Raw genomic sequence first — 16,301 nt, 5'->3', positions numbered from 1 at the left:
GCGTTACCGCGCCAGCGATGCCCGCGCCGCGAACAGCGGGCGCTGCACGGTCTGCGCGATCAGCACGCCGGCCAGGCTGATGCCGCCGCCGATCACGTGGTAGGCGCGCATGGGTTCGTCCAGCAGGGCGATGGCCAGGCCCGCGGTCAGCACCGGGAGCAGGTTGATGAAGATCGCGCAGCGATTGGGGCCCAGCAGCTTGACGCCCTGTATCCAGAAGAAGGTCAGGATGATGGACGAGAAGATGCCGGCGTAGGCGATCAGCGGCACGGTCCTGGCGTCCAGCGTGGCGGTGCCGGCGGGCAGGGCCAGGAACAGCGGGAACATGAACACCAGCGCGAAGGCCGCCTGCATGTAGGTCGATTGCCAGGCGGGAATGGCCATGCGCCAGCGCTTGAGCAGCACGCCGTACAGGGAATAGGCCAGCGCGGCGAACAGCATCAGCACGTCGCCCAGGTGGGCGCCCTGAGCCAGTACCGCGCCGATGTCGCCGTGGCCGACCAGGTACAGGATGCCACCGAACGACAGCAGGCCGCCGGTCGCCATGCCCACGGTGACGGGCTCGCCCAGCAGGGCGGCGCTCAGGATCGCCGTCAGCAGCGGGATCAGCGCGGTGACGATGGCCATGTTGGTGGCCGTGGTGCTTTCGGCGGCGCGGTAGGACAGGGCCTGGAACAGGGCCATGGACAACAGGCCGCCTATGGCCAGTTGCCACCAGTGGCGCCGGATCGCGTCGCGGTTGCGCCAGATGGGGCGCGCGAGGAAGGGACTCAGCAGCGCGATGGCCAGCACCAGCCGGTAGAACGTGATGGCGGTGGGCGAGATGGCCGAGGCCGCCATCTTGGACACGATCACGTTGCCGGCCCAGAAGACGATGGCCAGGAAGGGGAAGAGATACGCGGCGGGGGACATCGAAAGGGCTCCGGAAAGAATGGACTCCTATGCTCCGCGCTTGCTGGTCGGCTGTCTCACGCTAATATGAAGAAAGTTATCTTAAAAGTGACAGATCATGGATGTCGATGCGCATTTGCGGGATACGGCCCGGGCCGGGGTGCCCGTCACCGCCATCGCCGCGGATTATCCGCACGGCCACGTGATCGCTCCGCACAGCCATGCCTACAGCCAACTGCTCTACGCCATCGAAGGCGTGATGCGTATCGACGCCCAGGGCGGCCGCTGGGTCGTGCCGCCCACGCGCGGCGTGTGGCTGGAAGCCGGGATCGCGCACCAGGTGCGCATGAGCGGCGACGTGAAGATGCGGACCGTGTTCGTCGCGGCCGACGCCGGCGCGCAGTTGCCGCAGGGCAGTTGCGTGCTGGCCATTCCGCCGCTGCTGCGTGAGCTGATCCTGGCCGCCATCGACCTGCCGCCGGGCGGGGGGCCGGCGTCGCGCGCCGGTTGCCTGAGGCAGTTGTTGTTGCACGAGCTGCGGGCGCTGCCGGTGCTGCCGCTGCATCTGCCGCTGCCGTCGGACCCGCGCCTGCGTGCGGTGTGCGAGCGGCTGATCGCGGCGCCGGACGACGGCCGCACGGTCGACGCCTGGGCCGGCGGCGCGGGCATGTCGGCCCGCACGCTGCACCGGCTGTTCCAGCAGCAGACGGGCATGCGCTTCGGCTACTGGCGCCAGCAGGTGCGCCTGCTGGCCGCGCTGGAGCGCCTGGCCCGGGGTGATAAAGTGGTCGACGTCGCGCTCGACCACGGCTACCAGAGCCAGAGCGCCTTCGCAGCGATGTTCCGCCGGCATTTCGGGATGCCGCCCACGCTGTTCTATCGATGAACGCCCACAAGGAGAACCCATGATCCGGAGCGCCTTCGCCCTTGCCACGCTGGCCTTCGCCGCCGGCTGCGCCGCCCCCGTGCCCATCGCCGATACCCAGCCCGCGGCGCAAGCGCCGCAGGGACAATGCCAGGCCGACGCGGCCCAGACCCTGGTCGGCCAGCAGCTCAGCTCGGTGCTGGTCGAGGAAGCCCGCAAGGCCTCGGGCGCCGGCAGCGCGCGCGTGCTGCGCCCCGGGCAGGCCATCACTATGGAATTCAATCCGTTCCGGGTGAACGTCGAGGTCAACCGCCGCGAGGTCGTGACGGCGATACGCTGCGGTTGAGGGCGGCCTTTCAGCCCGGCGCGGGCTTGCCCAGCGGCGCGTGCCCGCGCAGCGCCGAGGCCGCTTCCTCGATATAGGTGGCCAGCGCCCGGGCCTCGGGGCTGAGCGGCCGGATGGACGAATAGTAGATTTCGGTCCACAGCTCGATGCGAGGCCGGAACGGCCGGGTCACGACGTCGGGAAAGATGCCGGTGGACAGCAGCATGGGATTGATCAGGCCGATGCCCACGTCCTGCTGCACCAGCGCGCACACGCCCATGGACGTGCTGGCGAAGATGGTCTTGGGTATGCTGACGCCCGCTTCCTGCAAGGTGGCGCGCACCAGGATGGAAGTGGGCGACTCCTCGGGCAGGGCGATGACGGTGGCGCCGACCAGGTCTTCCGGGCGCACCACGGACTTGGCCACCAGCGGATGGCGCCGATGCAGCGCCGCCACCAGCAGGTCCTCCGATATGGTGTGGCGCTGGCACAGGTCGACGCTGCTGGCCGTGTTGGGCGCCGGCGGGTTGGTCACGCCCAGGTCCACCTCGTGGTGGGCCACCGACTCCAGCACCTTGGGCGGGCCTTCCACGCGCAGGTGCACGTTGACGTCGGGATGGCTTTCCTTGAAGCGCTGGATGGCGCTGGGCAGGATGGCGATCAGCGGCGGCGCGTGGGCCGCGACGACGACGGTGCGCACCGACCCCTGGTCCAGCGCGTAGGCCTCGTCCAGCGCCCATTCCAGGTGCTTGGCCGCCTGTTCGGCGCGCGGCAGCAGGCGGCGCGCCGCGGCCGTGGGCTCGAGCCGCCCGTGCGCCAGCGTGAACAGCGCGACGCCGGTTTCCCGCTCCATCAGCCGCAGGGTCTTGCTGACCGCCGCCTTGGAAATACCCAGCCGCAGCGCGGCTTCGCTCATGCCGCGGCTGCGCATGAGGGTGGCGAAGATCTGGAAATGGCGGCTGTTCAGCAGGCGTGACATGGCGGAACCTGGCATGGGCCCGGCAACGGGCGTGTGGCGAATCGTTAACCTCTGGTTAACCAGAAATGCCATTGTCACACAGCCTGGCTGCCTACAATTTTTCGCATGGACGAGCCGCAGACGCCGCACCGGGCGGTCCGGCCGCCGCTGTCCCACCCTTTACGAGATCGATGTGATGATGCGCAAGCTGTTTTCCCTCGTGGCCGTGTCGGCCCTGGTTCCCGTGGCCGCGATGGCCGATACCTTCCCGTCCAAGCCCGTGACCATCGTGGTGTCCGTGCCGGCCGGCGGCACCATCGACGCGATCGCGCGCATGGTCGCCAAGGACCTGGGCGAATCGATGGGCAAGCAGTTCGTGGTCGAGAACCGGCCGGGCGCGAACGGCAACATCGCCGCCGACTACGTGCGCCGCGCGCCCGCGGACGGCTACACCTTGCTGATGCTGGCCTCGAGCACGCTGGCGCTGGGCCCGTACGTGATGCAGAACGTGCCGTTCGACCCGATCAAGGATTTCTCCCCGGTGGCGATGACGGCGGGCCTGAACATGGCGCTGCTGGTCAATCCCAAGGTGGGCGTCTCGGACGTCAAGGGCCTGGTCGAGAAGATGAAGGCCAACCCCGGCAAGCTGAACTATTCATCCACCGGCAACGGCTCGTTCCCGCACGTGGCCGGCGCGCTGCTGAACCTGGAAACCCACACCGACGCGACCCACGTGCCCTACAAGGGCCTGGCGCCTTCCATCCAGGACCTGCTGGCGGGCCAGGTGGACTTCACCTTCGATTCGGGCAGCGCCGTCCACGTCAAGTCGGGCAAGCTCAAGGCCCTGGCGGTGATCGGACCCAAGCGCGCCTCGGCCCTGCCCGACGTGCCGACCTTCCGCGAAGCCGGCCTGCCCGAGCTGGAGAAGGTCAGCGGCTGGCACGGCGTGTTCGCCCCGGCCGGCACGCCGGCCGACGTGATCAAGCGCCTGAACGCCGAGATCAACAAGAGCCTGAAGAAGCCCGACTCGGTCGAGCGCATCCAGGCCATGGGCTTCGAGAGCGTGGCCACCACGCCCGAGGAGCTCGGCAACGCGCTGCGCACCGAGTACAAGAACTTCGGCGACCTGATCGCCAAGACCAAGATCTCGGCGTACTGATCCGCGTCCTGGCCGGCGCGCCGCGCGCCGGCCGTCCCTTCTTCCTGCTTTCCGCATCACCGCGCATGGGGTGAGGGCCGTGCTCACCCCGGCCGCCCCGCGCGGCCCGGACGGAGCCGATGTCCATGCCCAGCTTCCATTTCGAAACCACGCCTCGCATCGTCTGCGAGCGCGGGGCCGCCCTCGGGCTGGCCCGGATCCTCCAGGCCGGCGGCCATCGCCGCGCGTTCCTCGTCACCGATCCCGGCCTGGTCGCCGCCGGCCTGATCGATGCGCCCGCCGCCGCCCTGCGCGCCGCCGGCGTGCACGTGACCGTATACGACCGCGTCCAGGCCGACCCGCCCGAGCACGTGGTGCTGGAGGCGGCGCAGGCCGCCCGCGACGACCGCGCCGACTGCGTGATCGGCCTGGGCGGCGGCAGCTCGCTCGACACCGCCAAGCTGGTGGCCCTGCTGGCCGCCAACCCGCAGCCGCTGGCCGACATCTATGGCCCGCAGCGCGCCCGCGGGCCGCGCCTGCCGCTGATCCAGGTGCCGACCACCGCGGGCACCGGGTCCGAAGTCACGCCCACGTCGGTGGTGTCCACGCCCGACCACCAGAAGCGCGGCGTGATCAGCTCCCTGCTGTTCCCCGACGTGGCGGTGCTGGATGCCGCGCTGACGGCGGCGCTGCCGCCCGGGCCCACCGCGATGACCGGCATCGACGCCATGGTCCACGCCATCGAGGCCTACACGACCCGGCACAAGAAGAATCCCATGTCGGACATGCTGGCCGTGCGCGCGCTGCAACTGCTGCACGGCCACCTGGGCGGCGCGGTGCGGCAGGGCGGCGACCTGGACAGCCGGGAAGCCATGCTGCTCGGTTCGCTGCTGGCGGGCATGGCTTTCGCCAACGCCCCCGTGGCCGCCATCCACGCGCTGGCCCATCCGCTGGGCAGCCACTTCCACGTGCCGCACGGACTGGCCAACTCGCTGGTCATGGTCCCCATCCTGCGGTTCAACCTGCCGGTGGCCGAAGGCGCGTATGCCGAACTGGCGCGCGCGCTGGATCCCGGCCTGCGCGACGCGGCCGATGCCGAGGCGGCGTTGGCTTTCATCGCCGCCATGCAGGCCCACGTGGCGGCATCGCCCATCCCGCAGCGGTTGCGCGATGTGGGGGTCGGCGAATCCGATCTGCCGGCGCTGGCCGAAGCGGCGATGACCGTGGACCGCCTGTTGATGAACAACCCCCGCGACCTAACCCGCGACGACGCGCTCGCAATCTATACCCAGGCCTTCTAGCGCCCGGCCTTTCATGGAACCCTGACATGACCGAACACATCCAGACCCTGATCGCCGGCTCCTGGCGCGACGCCTCGGGCCCCCGGTACGTGACCGAATATCCCGCCGACGGCAGCCAGGTCGCCACGCTGCACGCGGCCACCGCCGACGACGTGGACCAGGCCGTGCGGGCCGCCGAGGCCGCCCGCCTGCGCCCCGAATGGGCGAGCCTGAAGCCGCACGAGCGCGGCGCCATCCTGACCCGCATCGCCGCCGGCATCCGGGCTCGGGCCGAGGAACTGGCGCAGCTCCAGCGTCTGGACAACGGCAAGCCCATCAACGAGACGCGCGCGCTGGTGGCCAGCGCGGCGGGCACCTTCCAGTTCTTCGCGGCGGCCTGCGAGACGATGGAAGACACCATTACCCCGTCGCGCGGCGACTACGTCAGTATGAGCGTGCACGAGCCGCTGGGCGTGGTGGGCGCCATCACCCCGTGGAACTCGCCCATCGCCAGCGAGGCGCAGAAGCTGGCGCCCGCCCTGGCGGCCGGCTGCGCGGTCGTGTTCAAGCCGGCCGAAATCACGCCGCGCATGGCCATCGAACTGGCCCGCATCGCGCAGCAGGCAGGCGTGCCGGACGGCATCATCAGCGTGGTGCCCGGCAAGGGCTCGGTGGTCGGCGACGCGCTGGTGCGCCATCCGCTGATCCGCCGCATCGCCTTCACCGGCGGCACCACCGTGGGCCTGGGCATCGCCCGGCTGGCGGCCGAGCGCCTGATGCCGACGTCGCTGGAGCTGGGCGGCAAGTCGCCCACCATCGTCTGCGCCGACGCCGACCTGGACCACGCCGTGGCCGGCGTGCTGTACGGCATCTTCAGTTCGTCGGGCGAATCGTGCATCGCGGGCTCGCGCGCCTTCGTGCATGCCAGCGTGTACGAAGCCTTCAAGGAACGCCTGCTGGCGGGCGTGCGGGCGCTGCGCGTGGGCGATCCGGCCAGCGAGCGGACCCAGATGGGACCGCTGGTCAGCCAGGCCCACCGCGAGTCGGTGGAGCGCTACGTGCAACTGGGCGTGGACGAGGGCGGCAAGGTGCTGGCCGGCGGCCAGCGGCCCACGGGCGCCGGCTACGACCGCGGCAGCTACTACCTGCCCACCGTGATCGAAGGCCTGCCCAACCAGGCCCGCATGTGCCAGGAGGAAATCTTCGGCCCGGTGCTGGCGCTGCTGCCGTGGACCGACGAGGCCGACCTGATCGCCCAGTGCAACGACAGCGTGTTCGGCCTGGCCTCGGGCATCTGGACGAACGATTACAAGACCGCCTGGCGCATCGGCGCCGCGCTGCAGACGGGCACCGTCTGGATCAACACCTACAAGCTGTTCTCGGTCAGCACGCCGTTCGGCGGCGTGAAGATGAGCGGCACGGGACGGGAAAAGGGCCGGCTGGGCATCCTGGAATACACCAACCAGAAGAGCTACTACTGGGGGATGAACGCGGCGCCGCTGCCGTGGAGCCGGTGATGGGGCAGCGAAGTCCGAATGCGTAATTGACCCCCCCTTCGGTCAACAAGTAGACTTGTTGCATGTCGCCCATGGCAGTAAGCCGTCCCCTCCATGCAGGACGCGCCGATCCCATGGGCGTTTTTGCGTCTTGGGGGGGACAAAAAAATGCCGACCGCGATATTGGTCGATGGAGGCTATTTCATAAAACGTTTTCGTTCCATCGAACCTCATAACGGGTTTCACGCCAAGCGTGCCGCGGAGTGCACAACCCCATCACGAAACAAGCTATCGATTTCGGGAAATCCCGAGAAGCCAAGTTCCGGTTGGAGTTGCATGACACCCTCAAGAAGCATCGCAAGACTGCCCTGAGGCTAGGACATCTTTCTTCCGATGTTCAGTGGGCGATCAAGCCAGCCAAGGTCAGGGATCTGCTGAACGCCCGGCTCAAGTTCGAAGAGCTGACGGAGGATGACGTCATGCTCGACACCCGTCAAAAGGGAGTCGATATGAGAATAGGCGTAGACGTCTCATCATTGGTGTTCAAGCGGCAGGTGGACCAAATCGTCCTCATCGCAGGGGATGCAGACTTCGTTCCCGCTGCAAAGCAGGCGCGCCGGGAGGGTATTGATTTCGTGCTCGATCCAATGTGGAGGCCAATCCCTGCCGGGCTTGAGGAACATATTGATGGCTTGCGCAGCACCTGCCCCAAAGTTCGCAAGCAACCAGTCGTCGTAGAGGGCTCCGTTTCTCCGCAAATCTGAGTATTTGCAAGAGATGTATGTATTGTTAACGTAGTGAGTACATCTCACATTCCCTCTGTAGACTTCCGCCGCTAGTAAACGCTTACAACAAAAACTGGCCTGACCGACCGTCAGGCCAGGCGGATTCCAAACAGGGGAAATCATGAAACACGATGCTACGCTGGGCGAGAGCCCGGCGGGTGGCCGCGCGCGCGTCGGCAAGTCCCGGCTGCCGGCCCTGCTGGCGGCCCTTGGCGCCTCGCTGGTGCTGGCCGCGTGCGGCGGCGGCGACGGCTCGTCGTCCAGTCCGCAGCCGACCGATCCTGAACCGCCTACCAACCCCGAGCCGCCGGTCACGGTGACCGGCAAGGTAAAGGGAAAGGTCATCAACGGCCAGACCGGCGAGGCCATCCAGAACGCCCGCCTCAGCAACGGCTCGGCCAGCGCCACGTCCAATGCCCAGGGCGAGTTCGAACTGGCCGGCGTCGCGCCCGCGAGCCGCACAGTGATCCGCGTCAACGCCACCGGCTATGGCGAGGGCCTGCCCACCGCCGCCGTGGTTGCCAACCAGACCACCGACATCGCCACCGTCGAACTGCAGCCGGTGGACGTGACGGGCGGCGGCGACGCCGCCACGGCCATCACCGTGACCGCGCCCAACACCCCGGCCTCCGTCTCGCTGCCCGCCAACGGCCTGGTCCGCCCCGACGGTTCGCCCGCCACGGGCCCGGTCTCGGTCGCGCTGAGCGCGGTGAACCCGGCCCTGAACGTCAACGCCATGCCCGGCCAGTACCTGGTCGCGACCGCGGGCGGTGGCACCGGTGTCATGGAAAGCTGGGGCGCGATCAACGTGACCCTGCAGAACACCGCGGGCGAGCGCCTGAACCTGGCGCCCGGCAAGACCGCGACCATCCGCATTCCGGTCGCCACCCGCAGCGCCAGCAACCCCGCCACGATCCCGCTGTTCTACTTCGACGAGGCGACCGGCTTCTGGAAGCAGGAAGGCTCGGCCACGTTGGCGGGTTCGGGCGCCGATCAATACTACGAGGGCACCGTCAGCCACTTCACGTACTGGAATGCCGATCAGTTGATGAACACGGTCTACGTGAACGGCTGCGTGGCCGATGACGCGGGCGCATCGTCGCTGGCGAACATCCTGGTGACTTCGGACGGCATCGATTACTCCAGCTCGTCGTCGATACGCACCGATGCCCAGGGTAAGTTCCGCATCGCGATGAAGAAGGGCGGCAAGGCAACACTGTTCGCGCAACAGGGCGTCAAGCTGTCCAATACCGTGTCGGTGGGGCCGTTCGCCACGGACACCACCCTGACCGAATGCCTGTCGCTGACGACGCTGACCGATGCCATCAGTATCAAGCTGACCTGGGGCGCCAAGCCCGCGGACGTGGATTCGCACCTGTTCACGCCGGATGGCACCGAGATCTACTTCTCCAACAAGGGCAGCCTGGGGACCGATCCTTTCGTCAACCTGGACGTGGACGACACCACCGGCTTCGGCCCCGAGGTCGTCACCATCCGCAAGCTGATGGTGGGAACCTACACCTACGCGCTCTACAACTACTCGGGTACCTATGAGCCAGGCATGACCGGATCGCCGGTGCGGGTGGAACTGAACAACAAGGGTTCGCTGTCGGTATTCGGTCCGACTTCAGGGGAAGTCGCCGGTTCGACCCGGTGGTGGACCGTGTTCAAGCTGACCGTGGACGCAAGCTGCCGGGTTACCGTCAACCGTATCGGAGCGTGGTCCAGCACCGAGCCGGCGCCTGCGGCGGTGACGCGCCGCTACTGCACGGCACCTTGAGGGATGGGAGGGGCGGCGGATTCCCCGCGAGGTTTGCCGCCCGATCCCGTCATTCCTGCGAGGGGGCGGGCGCCGCCTGCGGCGTGCGCGCCATCCAGGCGATCAGCGACGAGCGCATCGCCTCTTCCACCGTCATGTCGATGGGCGTGACCCACGAAAGGGGCACGAACACGGTGTAGCCGCCGATCATGTATCCCATGGGCAGGTACACGGCGACCCGTTCGCCCGGCAGGAAGCCCTCGGGCAGGCCGGCCGTGCTGCGCCGGGTGACCAGTCCCACCAGTTCGATCTCCTGGCCCGGCATGCGCAGGATGACGACCTGCTGCCCGCCCTGGCTGGTGCTGGGGGTGAAGTAGTCGGCGAAGCTCTTGAGCGAGGAATAGATGCTTTTGACCACCGGGATGCTGGTGAACGGCCATTCCACGTAGGAAAGCATGCGGCGCACCCGGTGCTTGGACACCAGCATCCCGACCGCGACGATGCCCAGCACGCCCAGGATCAGGCCCATGCCGGGAAAGTAGAAGCTGCCGACGAAGGGGTGGAGCACCGCCAGCGCGAGGGCTTCCATCCATGCCACGCACACATACAGCAGGTACAGCGTCAACGCCAGCGGCAGGATGGTGATCAGGCCACGGAAAAAATACTTGTAGACGTTCTTCATCTCGGACTCCTGCGTCGACAGGCCCAGGGAAGCCGCCCCGCGCGGCGGCGGCCGGGGCGCCAAGCATAGCAGTGGAATGCGCGCGGCCGGGGGCCGCGCGGAAGGTCAGGCGGGGACCCGGTAGCGGACGATGTCGTCGGCGCCGATCTCGCGGGCGACCGCGCCCTGGTAATACAGCATGTGCAGGTGGGCGATGGCCTCGCCCAGCGCGAAGGTCATCTGGTGCAGGTCCAGCTTGCGCTTGAACAGCACGGGCACGATGTCGTAGGCCGAGGCGGCCTTGCCGGTACAGGCCTCCTTGACGCGTGCCAGGTGGTCGGCGTGGTGGGCGTGCTGCTGCGCGATGCGGGTATGGATGCCGACGAAGGGCCGGCCGTGCGAGGGCAGCACCAGTGCGTCCGCCGGCACGTGGGCATAGCCGCCAAGCGAATCCAGGTAGAGCTGCAGCGGATTGCTTTCGGGGTCGATGTCCGTGACGCTGACGTTGGTGGAGATGCGCGGCAGCACCATGTCGCCGGAAATGACGATGTTCAGTTCCTTGCAATACAGCGAGATGTGCTCGGGCGCGTGCCCGTAGCCGGCGATGGCATGCCATTCGTGGCCGCCGATGCGCAGCACGTCGCGGTCCATGATGCGGTTGAAATGGGCGGGGACCCGCGGCACCAGTTGCGGGTAGTAGCGGGTGCGGGCGCGCACGCCGTCCAGCGAGGCCTGGTCGGTCATGCCGTTGCGGGCGAAGTGCGCCGCCATGCGTTCGCCGCCCGAGATGGCCTGGCCTTCGACGAACAGGTGGGCGGTCAGGAAGTCGGTGGCGCTCATCTGCAGCGGAACGCCCCATTTCTCGGTCAGCCAGTGGGCCAGGCCGATGTGGTCGGGGTGCATGTGGGTGACGATGACCCGCACCACGGGCAGCCCGTCGAGCTGGGTGGCGAAGACCTGTTCCCAGAGCGCCTTGACCTCGTCGCGGGCGATGCCGCAGTCGGCGATGGTCCAGCCGTCCCGTCCCTCGAAGCGATCGCGCAGCAGCCACAGGTTGATGTGGTCCAGCGCGAAGGGAAGGGGCATGCGGATCCAGCGGATGCCGGGCGCGACCTCGATGGCCGTGCCGGCCGCGGGCAGGGTGTCGCCCAGCGGGTACTTCAGTTCGTGTTCGAGAGGATTCATGACGGATCGGGGGGGCCTGGCCGGTTCGTGCGGCGCTGCTTGGGCAGGTCTAAAATGGGCAGGCCACTTGTTGGTAAATTACAGCTAGTGTACCTAGGTGCCGGCGGATGCATTCCCGGAACGCAGCCGCCGCCCTTGCCCGTGGCGCCCGCCGCTTTTCAGAGTCAGGAGTCGAAGATGTCGGATCCCGTTGTTATCGTATCGGCCGCCCGTACCCCCATGGGCGCCATGTTGGGCGAGCTTTCAGGGCTTTCCGCCAACCAGTTGGGCGCAATCGCCATCAAGGCGGCGATCGAGCGTTCGGGCCTGAAACCCGAACAGATACAGGAAGTGCTGATGGGCAACGTGCTGCAAGCCGGCCAGGGCCAGGCTCCGGCCCGCCAGGCCGCGCTGGGCGCGGGCCTGCCGCTCGGCACCAGTTGTTCCACCATCAACAAGATCTGCGGGTCGGGCATGAAGGCCACGATGCTGGCGCACGACCTGCTGCTGGCCGGCAGCGTCCAGGTCGCGCTGGCGGGCGGCATGGAAAGCATGAGCAATGCCCCCTACCTGCTGCCCAAGGCGCGGCAAGGCTATCGCTACGGCCACGCCACCATGTACGACCACATGGCGATGGACGGCCTGGAAGACGCCTATGACAAGGGCCGCGCCATGGGCGTGTTCGCCGAGGACTGCGCCGCCAAGTACAGCTTCACCCGCGAGCAGCAGGACGCCTATTCGCTGGAGTCGCTGCGCCGCGCCAAGGCCGCCAGCGAGGACGGCAGCTTCGAATGGGAAATCGCGCCGGTCACCGTGGCCGACCGCAAGGGCGAGAAGATCATCGCGCGCGACGAGGCCCCCTACAAGGCCATGCCCGAGAAGATTCCCACCCTCAAGCCCGCGTTCAAGAAGGACGGCACCGTCACCGCCGCCAACTCCTCGTCGATCTCGGACGGCGCCGCCGCCCTGGTGCTGATGCGCGCCTCCACCGCCGAGAAGCTGGGCGCCACGCCGCTGGCCCGCGTGGTCGCCCACGCGCAGCATTCGCAGGAGCCCCAATGGTTCACCACCGCGCCGGTGGGCGCGCTGGCCACGCTGTTCGCCAAGACCGGCTGGAAGCCGGGCGACGTCGACCTGTACGAGATCAACGAAGCCTTCGCCGTGGTGACCATGGCCGCGATGGCCGAGCACAAGCTGCCGCACGAGAAGGTGAACGTGCATGGCGGCGCCACCGCCCTGGGCCACCCCATCGGCGCCAGCGGCGCGCGGCTGATCGCCACCCTGCTGGGGGCCATGCGCCAGCGCAACGCCAAGCGCGGCGTGGCCTCGCTGTGCATAGGCGGAGGCGAAGCCACGGCCATGGCCTTCGAACTGATCTGATCGCCAGGGCTGCATGACGCAACACCCATCGGCCGGCGGCAAGCCGGCCGGCATCGGCGCGGGCCGCCAGGAGGCTGCCCGCGTGTCCGCGGTCGCCGAGGGCGACGCGGTCAAGCCCAGCGATGCCTACGTGCAGTCCTTCGCGCGCGGATTGACCGTCATCCGGTCCTTCAGCGCCGAACGGCCCGCCATGACCCTGACCGAGGTGGCCGAGGCCGCCGGCCTGACGCGGGCCGGCGCGCGCCGCATCCTGCTGACGCTGGTGCAGCTGGGCTACGTGGCCACCGAGGGCAGGCTGTTCCGGCTCACGCCCCGCATACTCGAACTGGGTTTCGCCTACCTGACGTCCATGCCGTTCTGGGACCTGGCCGAGCCCATCATGGAGCAACTGACCAACGAGGCCCACCAGTCCTGCTCGGCCACCGTGCTGGACGGTACGGACATCGTCTACGTGCTGCGCATCCCGACCGGGCGCATCATGTCCATCAACCTCGGGATAGGCAGTCGCCTGCCCGCCTACTGCTCGGCCATGGGGCGCGTGCTGCTGGCCGGCCTGGCCGATGCCGAGATCGATGCGGTGCTGGCGAATTCCGACCTGCGGGCCCACACGCCATTGACGGTGACCGATCCGGCCCAGCTCAAGGCGGCCATCCTGAAAGTGCGCGAGCAGGGCTGGTCGCTGGTGGACCGCGAACTCGAGACCGGGCTGGTCGCCATCGCCGCGCCCATCCGCGACCGCAGCGGCCGCACGGTCGCCGCCTTGAACCTGAGCGGCCAGGCGCACCTCGTGACCGCGCGGCAGATGCAGGACGAACTGCTGCCGCTGCTGTGCCGCGCCGCCGAACGCATCAACGACCTGATGAAGCGCGTGTAATGGAGCGCCCATGACCGAACCCTATGCGTGCGCACCGCTGATCCGCGAGATCGGCCGCGGCAAGGACGGATCGCGCGCGCTGGCGCGCGGCCAGGCCGGCGAACTGATGGGCGCCATCCTGGATGGCCGGGTGTCCGAACTGGAACTGGGCGCGGTGCTGCTGGCCCTGCGCATGAAGGGCGAGTCCGTGTCCGAGGTGGCCGGCTTCCTGGACGCGGCCGAGGCCAGGATGGCGCGCGTCGAAGCGCCCGCCGGACGCCCCGTGGTCGTCCTGCCCACCTACAACGGTTCGCGCCATGCGCCCAACCTCGTGCCGCTGCTGGCCTGGACCGTGGCGCAGGCCGGCCTGCCGGTGCTGCTGCACGGGCAGGCCTCCGATCCGGCCCGGGCGGGCGCGGGTTCGAACGCCGCGCGCGTGCCCACCATCGATATCCTGGAACAACTCGGCATCGAGGCCTCGTCCGATGCCGACGCCGCCGCGCGGGCGCTGCGCGACCGGGGGCTGGCCTATCTGCCGCTGGCCGTCGCCAGTCCTGGCCTGGCCCGGGTCGTGGGCCTGCGCCGCATCCTGGGCGTGCGCAACGTCGCGCATACGCTGGCCAAGCTGCTGCGGCCGGTGCAAGGCCCCAGCCTGCTGCTGTCCGCCTACACCCATCCCGAATTCGGCGCCATGCTGGCCGAGCTTTTCGCGCTGCGGCGCGAGGCGGCGCTGCTGATGCGCGCCACCGAAGGCGAGGCGGTCGCCAGCACCCGTCGCCCCCAGCGCATCGCGCGCTGGCTGGACGGCGTCGAGGCCACCGCGGTCGAGGGCGCGGAACGCGCCGAGGCCGGGCTGCCGGCCCTGCCCGCGCGCGAGGCCGCCCCGACGGCGGCCTGGGTGCGCGCCATCCAGCAGGGGCGCGAACCGCTGCCGGCCGCGATCGCGGCCCAGCGCGACGCCATCCTCGATGCCGCGGCGCGCCTGGGGGCGTCCGCATGACGCCGCGCCGAGGCATCGTCCTGTTCGCGCACGGGTCGCGGGATCCGCAATGGGCGCGTCCCATGGCGGAACTGGCCCGCGTGCTGCGCGGGCGCGATCCCGGCACGCCGGTCGAGATCGCGTTCCTGGAATTGATGCCGCCCACCCTGCCCGAGGCCATCGCCGTCCTGGCGAGCCAGGGGGTGGCCGAGATCGCCGTCCTGCCGGTATTCTGGGCGGCGGGCGCGCACGTGACGCGAGACCTGGCGCGTCTTCTGGACGAAGCGCGCGCGGCGCATCCCGCGGTGCGGTTCGCGTCATTGCCGGTGTTGTCGGAGCTGCCCGGCGTGCTGGACGCCGTTGCCGAGGCGGCCTTGCGCCCGGCGGCGGATCCGGACCCGCGGGCATAGCACCCTTTATTCCATTCCTTGCACCCGTACACGGAGATTTCCACCATGATGACCATCTGGGGCCGCCTGACTTCCATCAATGTTGCCAAGGCGGTGTGGGCCGCGCGCGAGCTGGGCCTGCAGTTCGAGCGCATCGACGTGGGCGGCCCCTATGGCGGGCTGGACAAGCCCGAGTACCTGGCGCTGAATCCCAACGGCAAGATCCCCACGCTGGATGACAACGGCTACATTCTGTGGGAATCGAACTCCATCGTGCGCTACCTGGCTGCCCAGTACGGCGCCGGCACGCTGTGGCCGACCGACCCGCGCGAGCGCGGCCTGAGCGATCGCTGGCTGGACTGGCAGGCCACCGAGTTCGGGCCCGCCATGGGGCCGGCCTTCATCGGCCTGATCCGCACGCCGGAAGACAAGCGCAACCACCAGGCCATCGCCGAGTCCGTGGCGCGCGGCAACAAGCTGATCCTGCTGCTGGAGAAGTTCCTGGCCGACGGCCGCCAGTACCTGGCGGGCGACCGCTTCACCATCGGCGACATCGCCGTCGGCTGCGCCATCGACCGCTGGTTCCTGCTGCCCATCGAGCGCCCGGCCACGCCGCTGCTGGCGCAATGGCACGAGCGCGTCAGCACCCGGCCGTCGGCGCAGGGCGTGCTTGGACAGGAATTGAAGTAGCGGCACCCGCGGGCAAGTGCCGCAGTCATCCCTGCGGCACCTGCGTGGGACGCCATCGGCCTCGCGGCGGTGCCGATCTGGCACAATCCGGATAGGCACCCCCCGGGCAAAGGGCCCGGCAGGACCGTTCCAGGGCAGTTCCATGATCCGCGAAATATTGAAGATGGGCGACGAACGCCTGCTGCGCGTCGCCAAGCCGGTTCGGGAGACCGGTACCCAGGCGCTCGACGCGCTGATCCAGGACATGTTCGATACGATGGAGGCCGCGGGCGGCGTGGGGCTGGCCGCGCCGCAGATCGGCGTCGACCTGCAGGTGGTGATCTTCGGCTTCGACAGCAGCGAGCGCTATCCCGACGCGCCGGCGGTGCCGCGCACCATACTCATCAATCCCGTCATCACGCCCCTGTCGGACGAGAAGGAAGAGGGCTGGGAAGGCTGCCTGTCGGTACCGGGCCTGCGCGGGGCGGTGCCGCGCCACGTCTCCATCCGCTACACCGGCATCGACCCCGCCGGGGTTCCCATCGAGCGCGTGGCAGACGGTTTTCACGCCCGGGTGGTGCAGCATGAATGCGACCACCTGATTGGACGCCTGTACCCGTCGCGCATCGAGGATTTCTCGAAGTTCGGCTTCACCGAAGTGCTGTTCCCCGGTCTCGATCCGAACCGCGACGACTGATACCGGGAGGTC

17 protein-coding genes are annotated in these 16,301 nt (G+C 68.7%); 13 read left to right on the top strand and 4 right to left on the bottom strand.

Annotation, left to right across the window (positions count from 1 at the left end; translation table 11 throughout):
- Positions 1-3 precede the first annotated feature (3 nt).
- A complete protein-coding gene (locus R4823_RS26725) occupies positions 4-912 on the bottom strand; it encodes a DMT family transporter (protein WP_087838102.1) in 909 nt (302 codons plus the stop codon).
- Between the two features lie 97 nt (positions 913-1,009).
- Here R4823_RS26725 and R4823_RS26720 point away from each other — a divergent pair, with 97 nt between their 5' ends.
- Positions 1,010-1,777: a helix-turn-helix transcriptional regulator gene (locus R4823_RS26720; RefSeq protein WP_087838101.1), complete on the top strand. Its 768-nt coding sequence runs from the start codon at positions 1,010-1,012 to the stop codon at positions 1,775-1,777.
- A gap of 19 nt (positions 1,778-1,796) precedes the next feature.
- Positions 1,797-2,102, top strand: a complete 306-nt coding sequence (locus tag R4823_RS26715) for an I78 family peptidase inhibitor (RefSeq protein WP_087838100.1) — start codon at positions 1,797-1,799, stop codon at positions 2,100-2,102.
- Between the two features lie 10 nt (positions 2,103-2,112).
- On the opposite strand, the gene R4823_RS26710 is transcribed toward R4823_RS26715, so the two are convergent.
- A complete protein-coding gene (locus R4823_RS26710) occupies positions 2,113-3,060 on the bottom strand; it encodes a LysR family transcriptional regulator (protein WP_165963115.1) in 948 nt (315 codons plus the stop codon).
- 175 nt (positions 3,061-3,235) lie between these two features.
- Between R4823_RS26710 and R4823_RS26705 the strand changes: the two genes are divergently transcribed.
- The 5 genes from R4823_RS26705 (at position 3,236) to R4823_RS26685 (ending at position 9,518) form a co-directional block, all read left to right on the top strand.
- Entirely contained in the window at positions 3,236-4,198 is a 963-nt protein-coding gene (locus tag R4823_RS26705) for a tripartite tricarboxylate transporter substrate binding protein (protein WP_087838098.1), read from the top strand.
- Positions 4,199-4,323: 125 nt separating this feature from the next.
- Positions 4,324-5,478 carry an iron-containing alcohol dehydrogenase gene (locus R4823_RS26700; RefSeq protein ID WP_087838154.1) on the top strand — a complete coding sequence of 385 codons (1,155 nt, stop codon included), beginning with the start codon at positions 4,324-4,326 and terminating at the stop codon, positions 5,476-5,478.
- A gap of 26 nt (positions 5,479-5,504) precedes the next feature.
- The gene (locus R4823_RS26695) at positions 5,505-6,974 is read left to right on the top strand and encodes an aldehyde dehydrogenase (protein WP_087838097.1); all 1,470 of its coding nucleotides are present in this window, start codon (positions 5,505-5,507) and stop codon (positions 6,972-6,974) included.
- Positions 6,975-7,216: 242 nt separating this feature from the next.
- Complete coding sequence (locus R4823_RS26690; RefSeq protein WP_338616760.1) at positions 7,217-7,717, top strand: NYN domain-containing protein; 501 nt, start codon at positions 7,217-7,219, stop codon at positions 7,715-7,717.
- 142 nt (positions 7,718-7,859) lie between these two features.
- Positions 7,860-9,518, top strand: a complete 1,659-nt coding sequence (locus tag R4823_RS26685; protein WP_338616759.1) for a carboxypeptidase regulatory-like domain-containing protein — start codon at positions 7,860-7,862, stop codon at positions 9,516-9,518.
- Between the two features lie 49 nt (positions 9,519-9,567).
- On the opposite strand, the gene R4823_RS26680 is transcribed toward R4823_RS26685, so the two are convergent.
- On the bottom strand, positions 9,568-10,179 hold the full coding sequence (locus tag R4823_RS26680; RefSeq protein WP_338616758.1) for a DUF502 domain-containing protein: 612 nt from the start codon (positions 10,177-10,179) through the stop codon (positions 9,568-9,570).
- 105 nt (positions 10,180-10,284) lie between these two features.
- Positions 10,285-11,343 carry an MBL fold metallo-hydrolase gene (locus R4823_RS26675; RefSeq protein ID WP_338616757.1) on the bottom strand — a complete coding sequence of 353 codons (1,059 nt, stop codon included), beginning with the start codon at positions 11,341-11,343 and terminating at the stop codon, positions 10,285-10,287.
- Positions 11,344-11,520: 177 nt separating this feature from the next.
- Here R4823_RS26675 and R4823_RS26670 point away from each other — a divergent pair, with 177 nt between their 5' ends.
- The 6 genes from R4823_RS26670 to def all read left to right on the top strand — a co-directional run bounded on the left by R4823_RS26670 (position 11,521) and on the right by def (position 16,289).
- On the top strand, positions 11,521-12,702 hold the full coding sequence (locus tag R4823_RS26670; RefSeq protein ID WP_087838094.1) for an acetyl-CoA C-acetyltransferase: 1,182 nt from the start codon (positions 11,521-11,523) through the stop codon (positions 12,700-12,702).
- A 13-nt stretch (positions 12,703-12,715) separates the two neighbouring features.
- The gene (locus R4823_RS26665; RefSeq protein WP_087838093.1) at positions 12,716-13,576 is read left to right on the top strand and encodes an IclR family transcriptional regulator; all 861 of its coding nucleotides are present in this window, start codon (positions 12,716-12,718) and stop codon (positions 13,574-13,576) included.
- Between the two features lie 10 nt (positions 13,577-13,586).
- Positions 13,587-14,555, top strand: a complete 969-nt coding sequence (gene ybiB, locus R4823_RS26660; RefSeq protein ID WP_132979506.1) for a DNA-binding protein YbiB — start codon at positions 13,587-13,589, stop codon at positions 14,553-14,555.
- Positions 14,552-14,944 carry a CbiX/SirB N-terminal domain-containing protein gene (locus R4823_RS26655; RefSeq protein ID WP_087838091.1) on the top strand — a complete coding sequence of 131 codons (393 nt, stop codon included), beginning with the start codon at positions 14,552-14,554 and terminating at the stop codon, positions 14,942-14,944. The genes ybiB and R4823_RS26655 overlap by 4 nt, the downstream gene beginning before the upstream one ends.
- 45 nt (positions 14,945-14,989) lie before the next feature.
- Entirely contained in the window at positions 14,990-15,613 is a 624-nt protein-coding gene (locus tag R4823_RS26650) for a glutathione S-transferase family protein (protein WP_087838090.1), read from the top strand.
- Positions 15,614-15,755: 142 nt separating this feature from the next.
- A complete protein-coding gene (gene def, locus R4823_RS26645) occupies positions 15,756-16,289 on the top strand; it encodes a peptide deformylase (protein WP_132979507.1) in 534 nt (177 codons plus the stop codon).
- The last annotated feature ends 12 nt before the right edge of the window (positions 16,290-16,301 follow it).

It is taken from the genome of Pigmentiphaga sp. CHJ604 (genome assembly GCF_036972535.1).
Lineage (GTDB): Bacteria > Pseudomonadota > Gammaproteobacteria > Burkholderiales > Burkholderiaceae_B > Pigmentiphaga > Pigmentiphaga daeguensis.
This window is presented reverse-complemented; position numbering and strand designations above follow the sequence as displayed.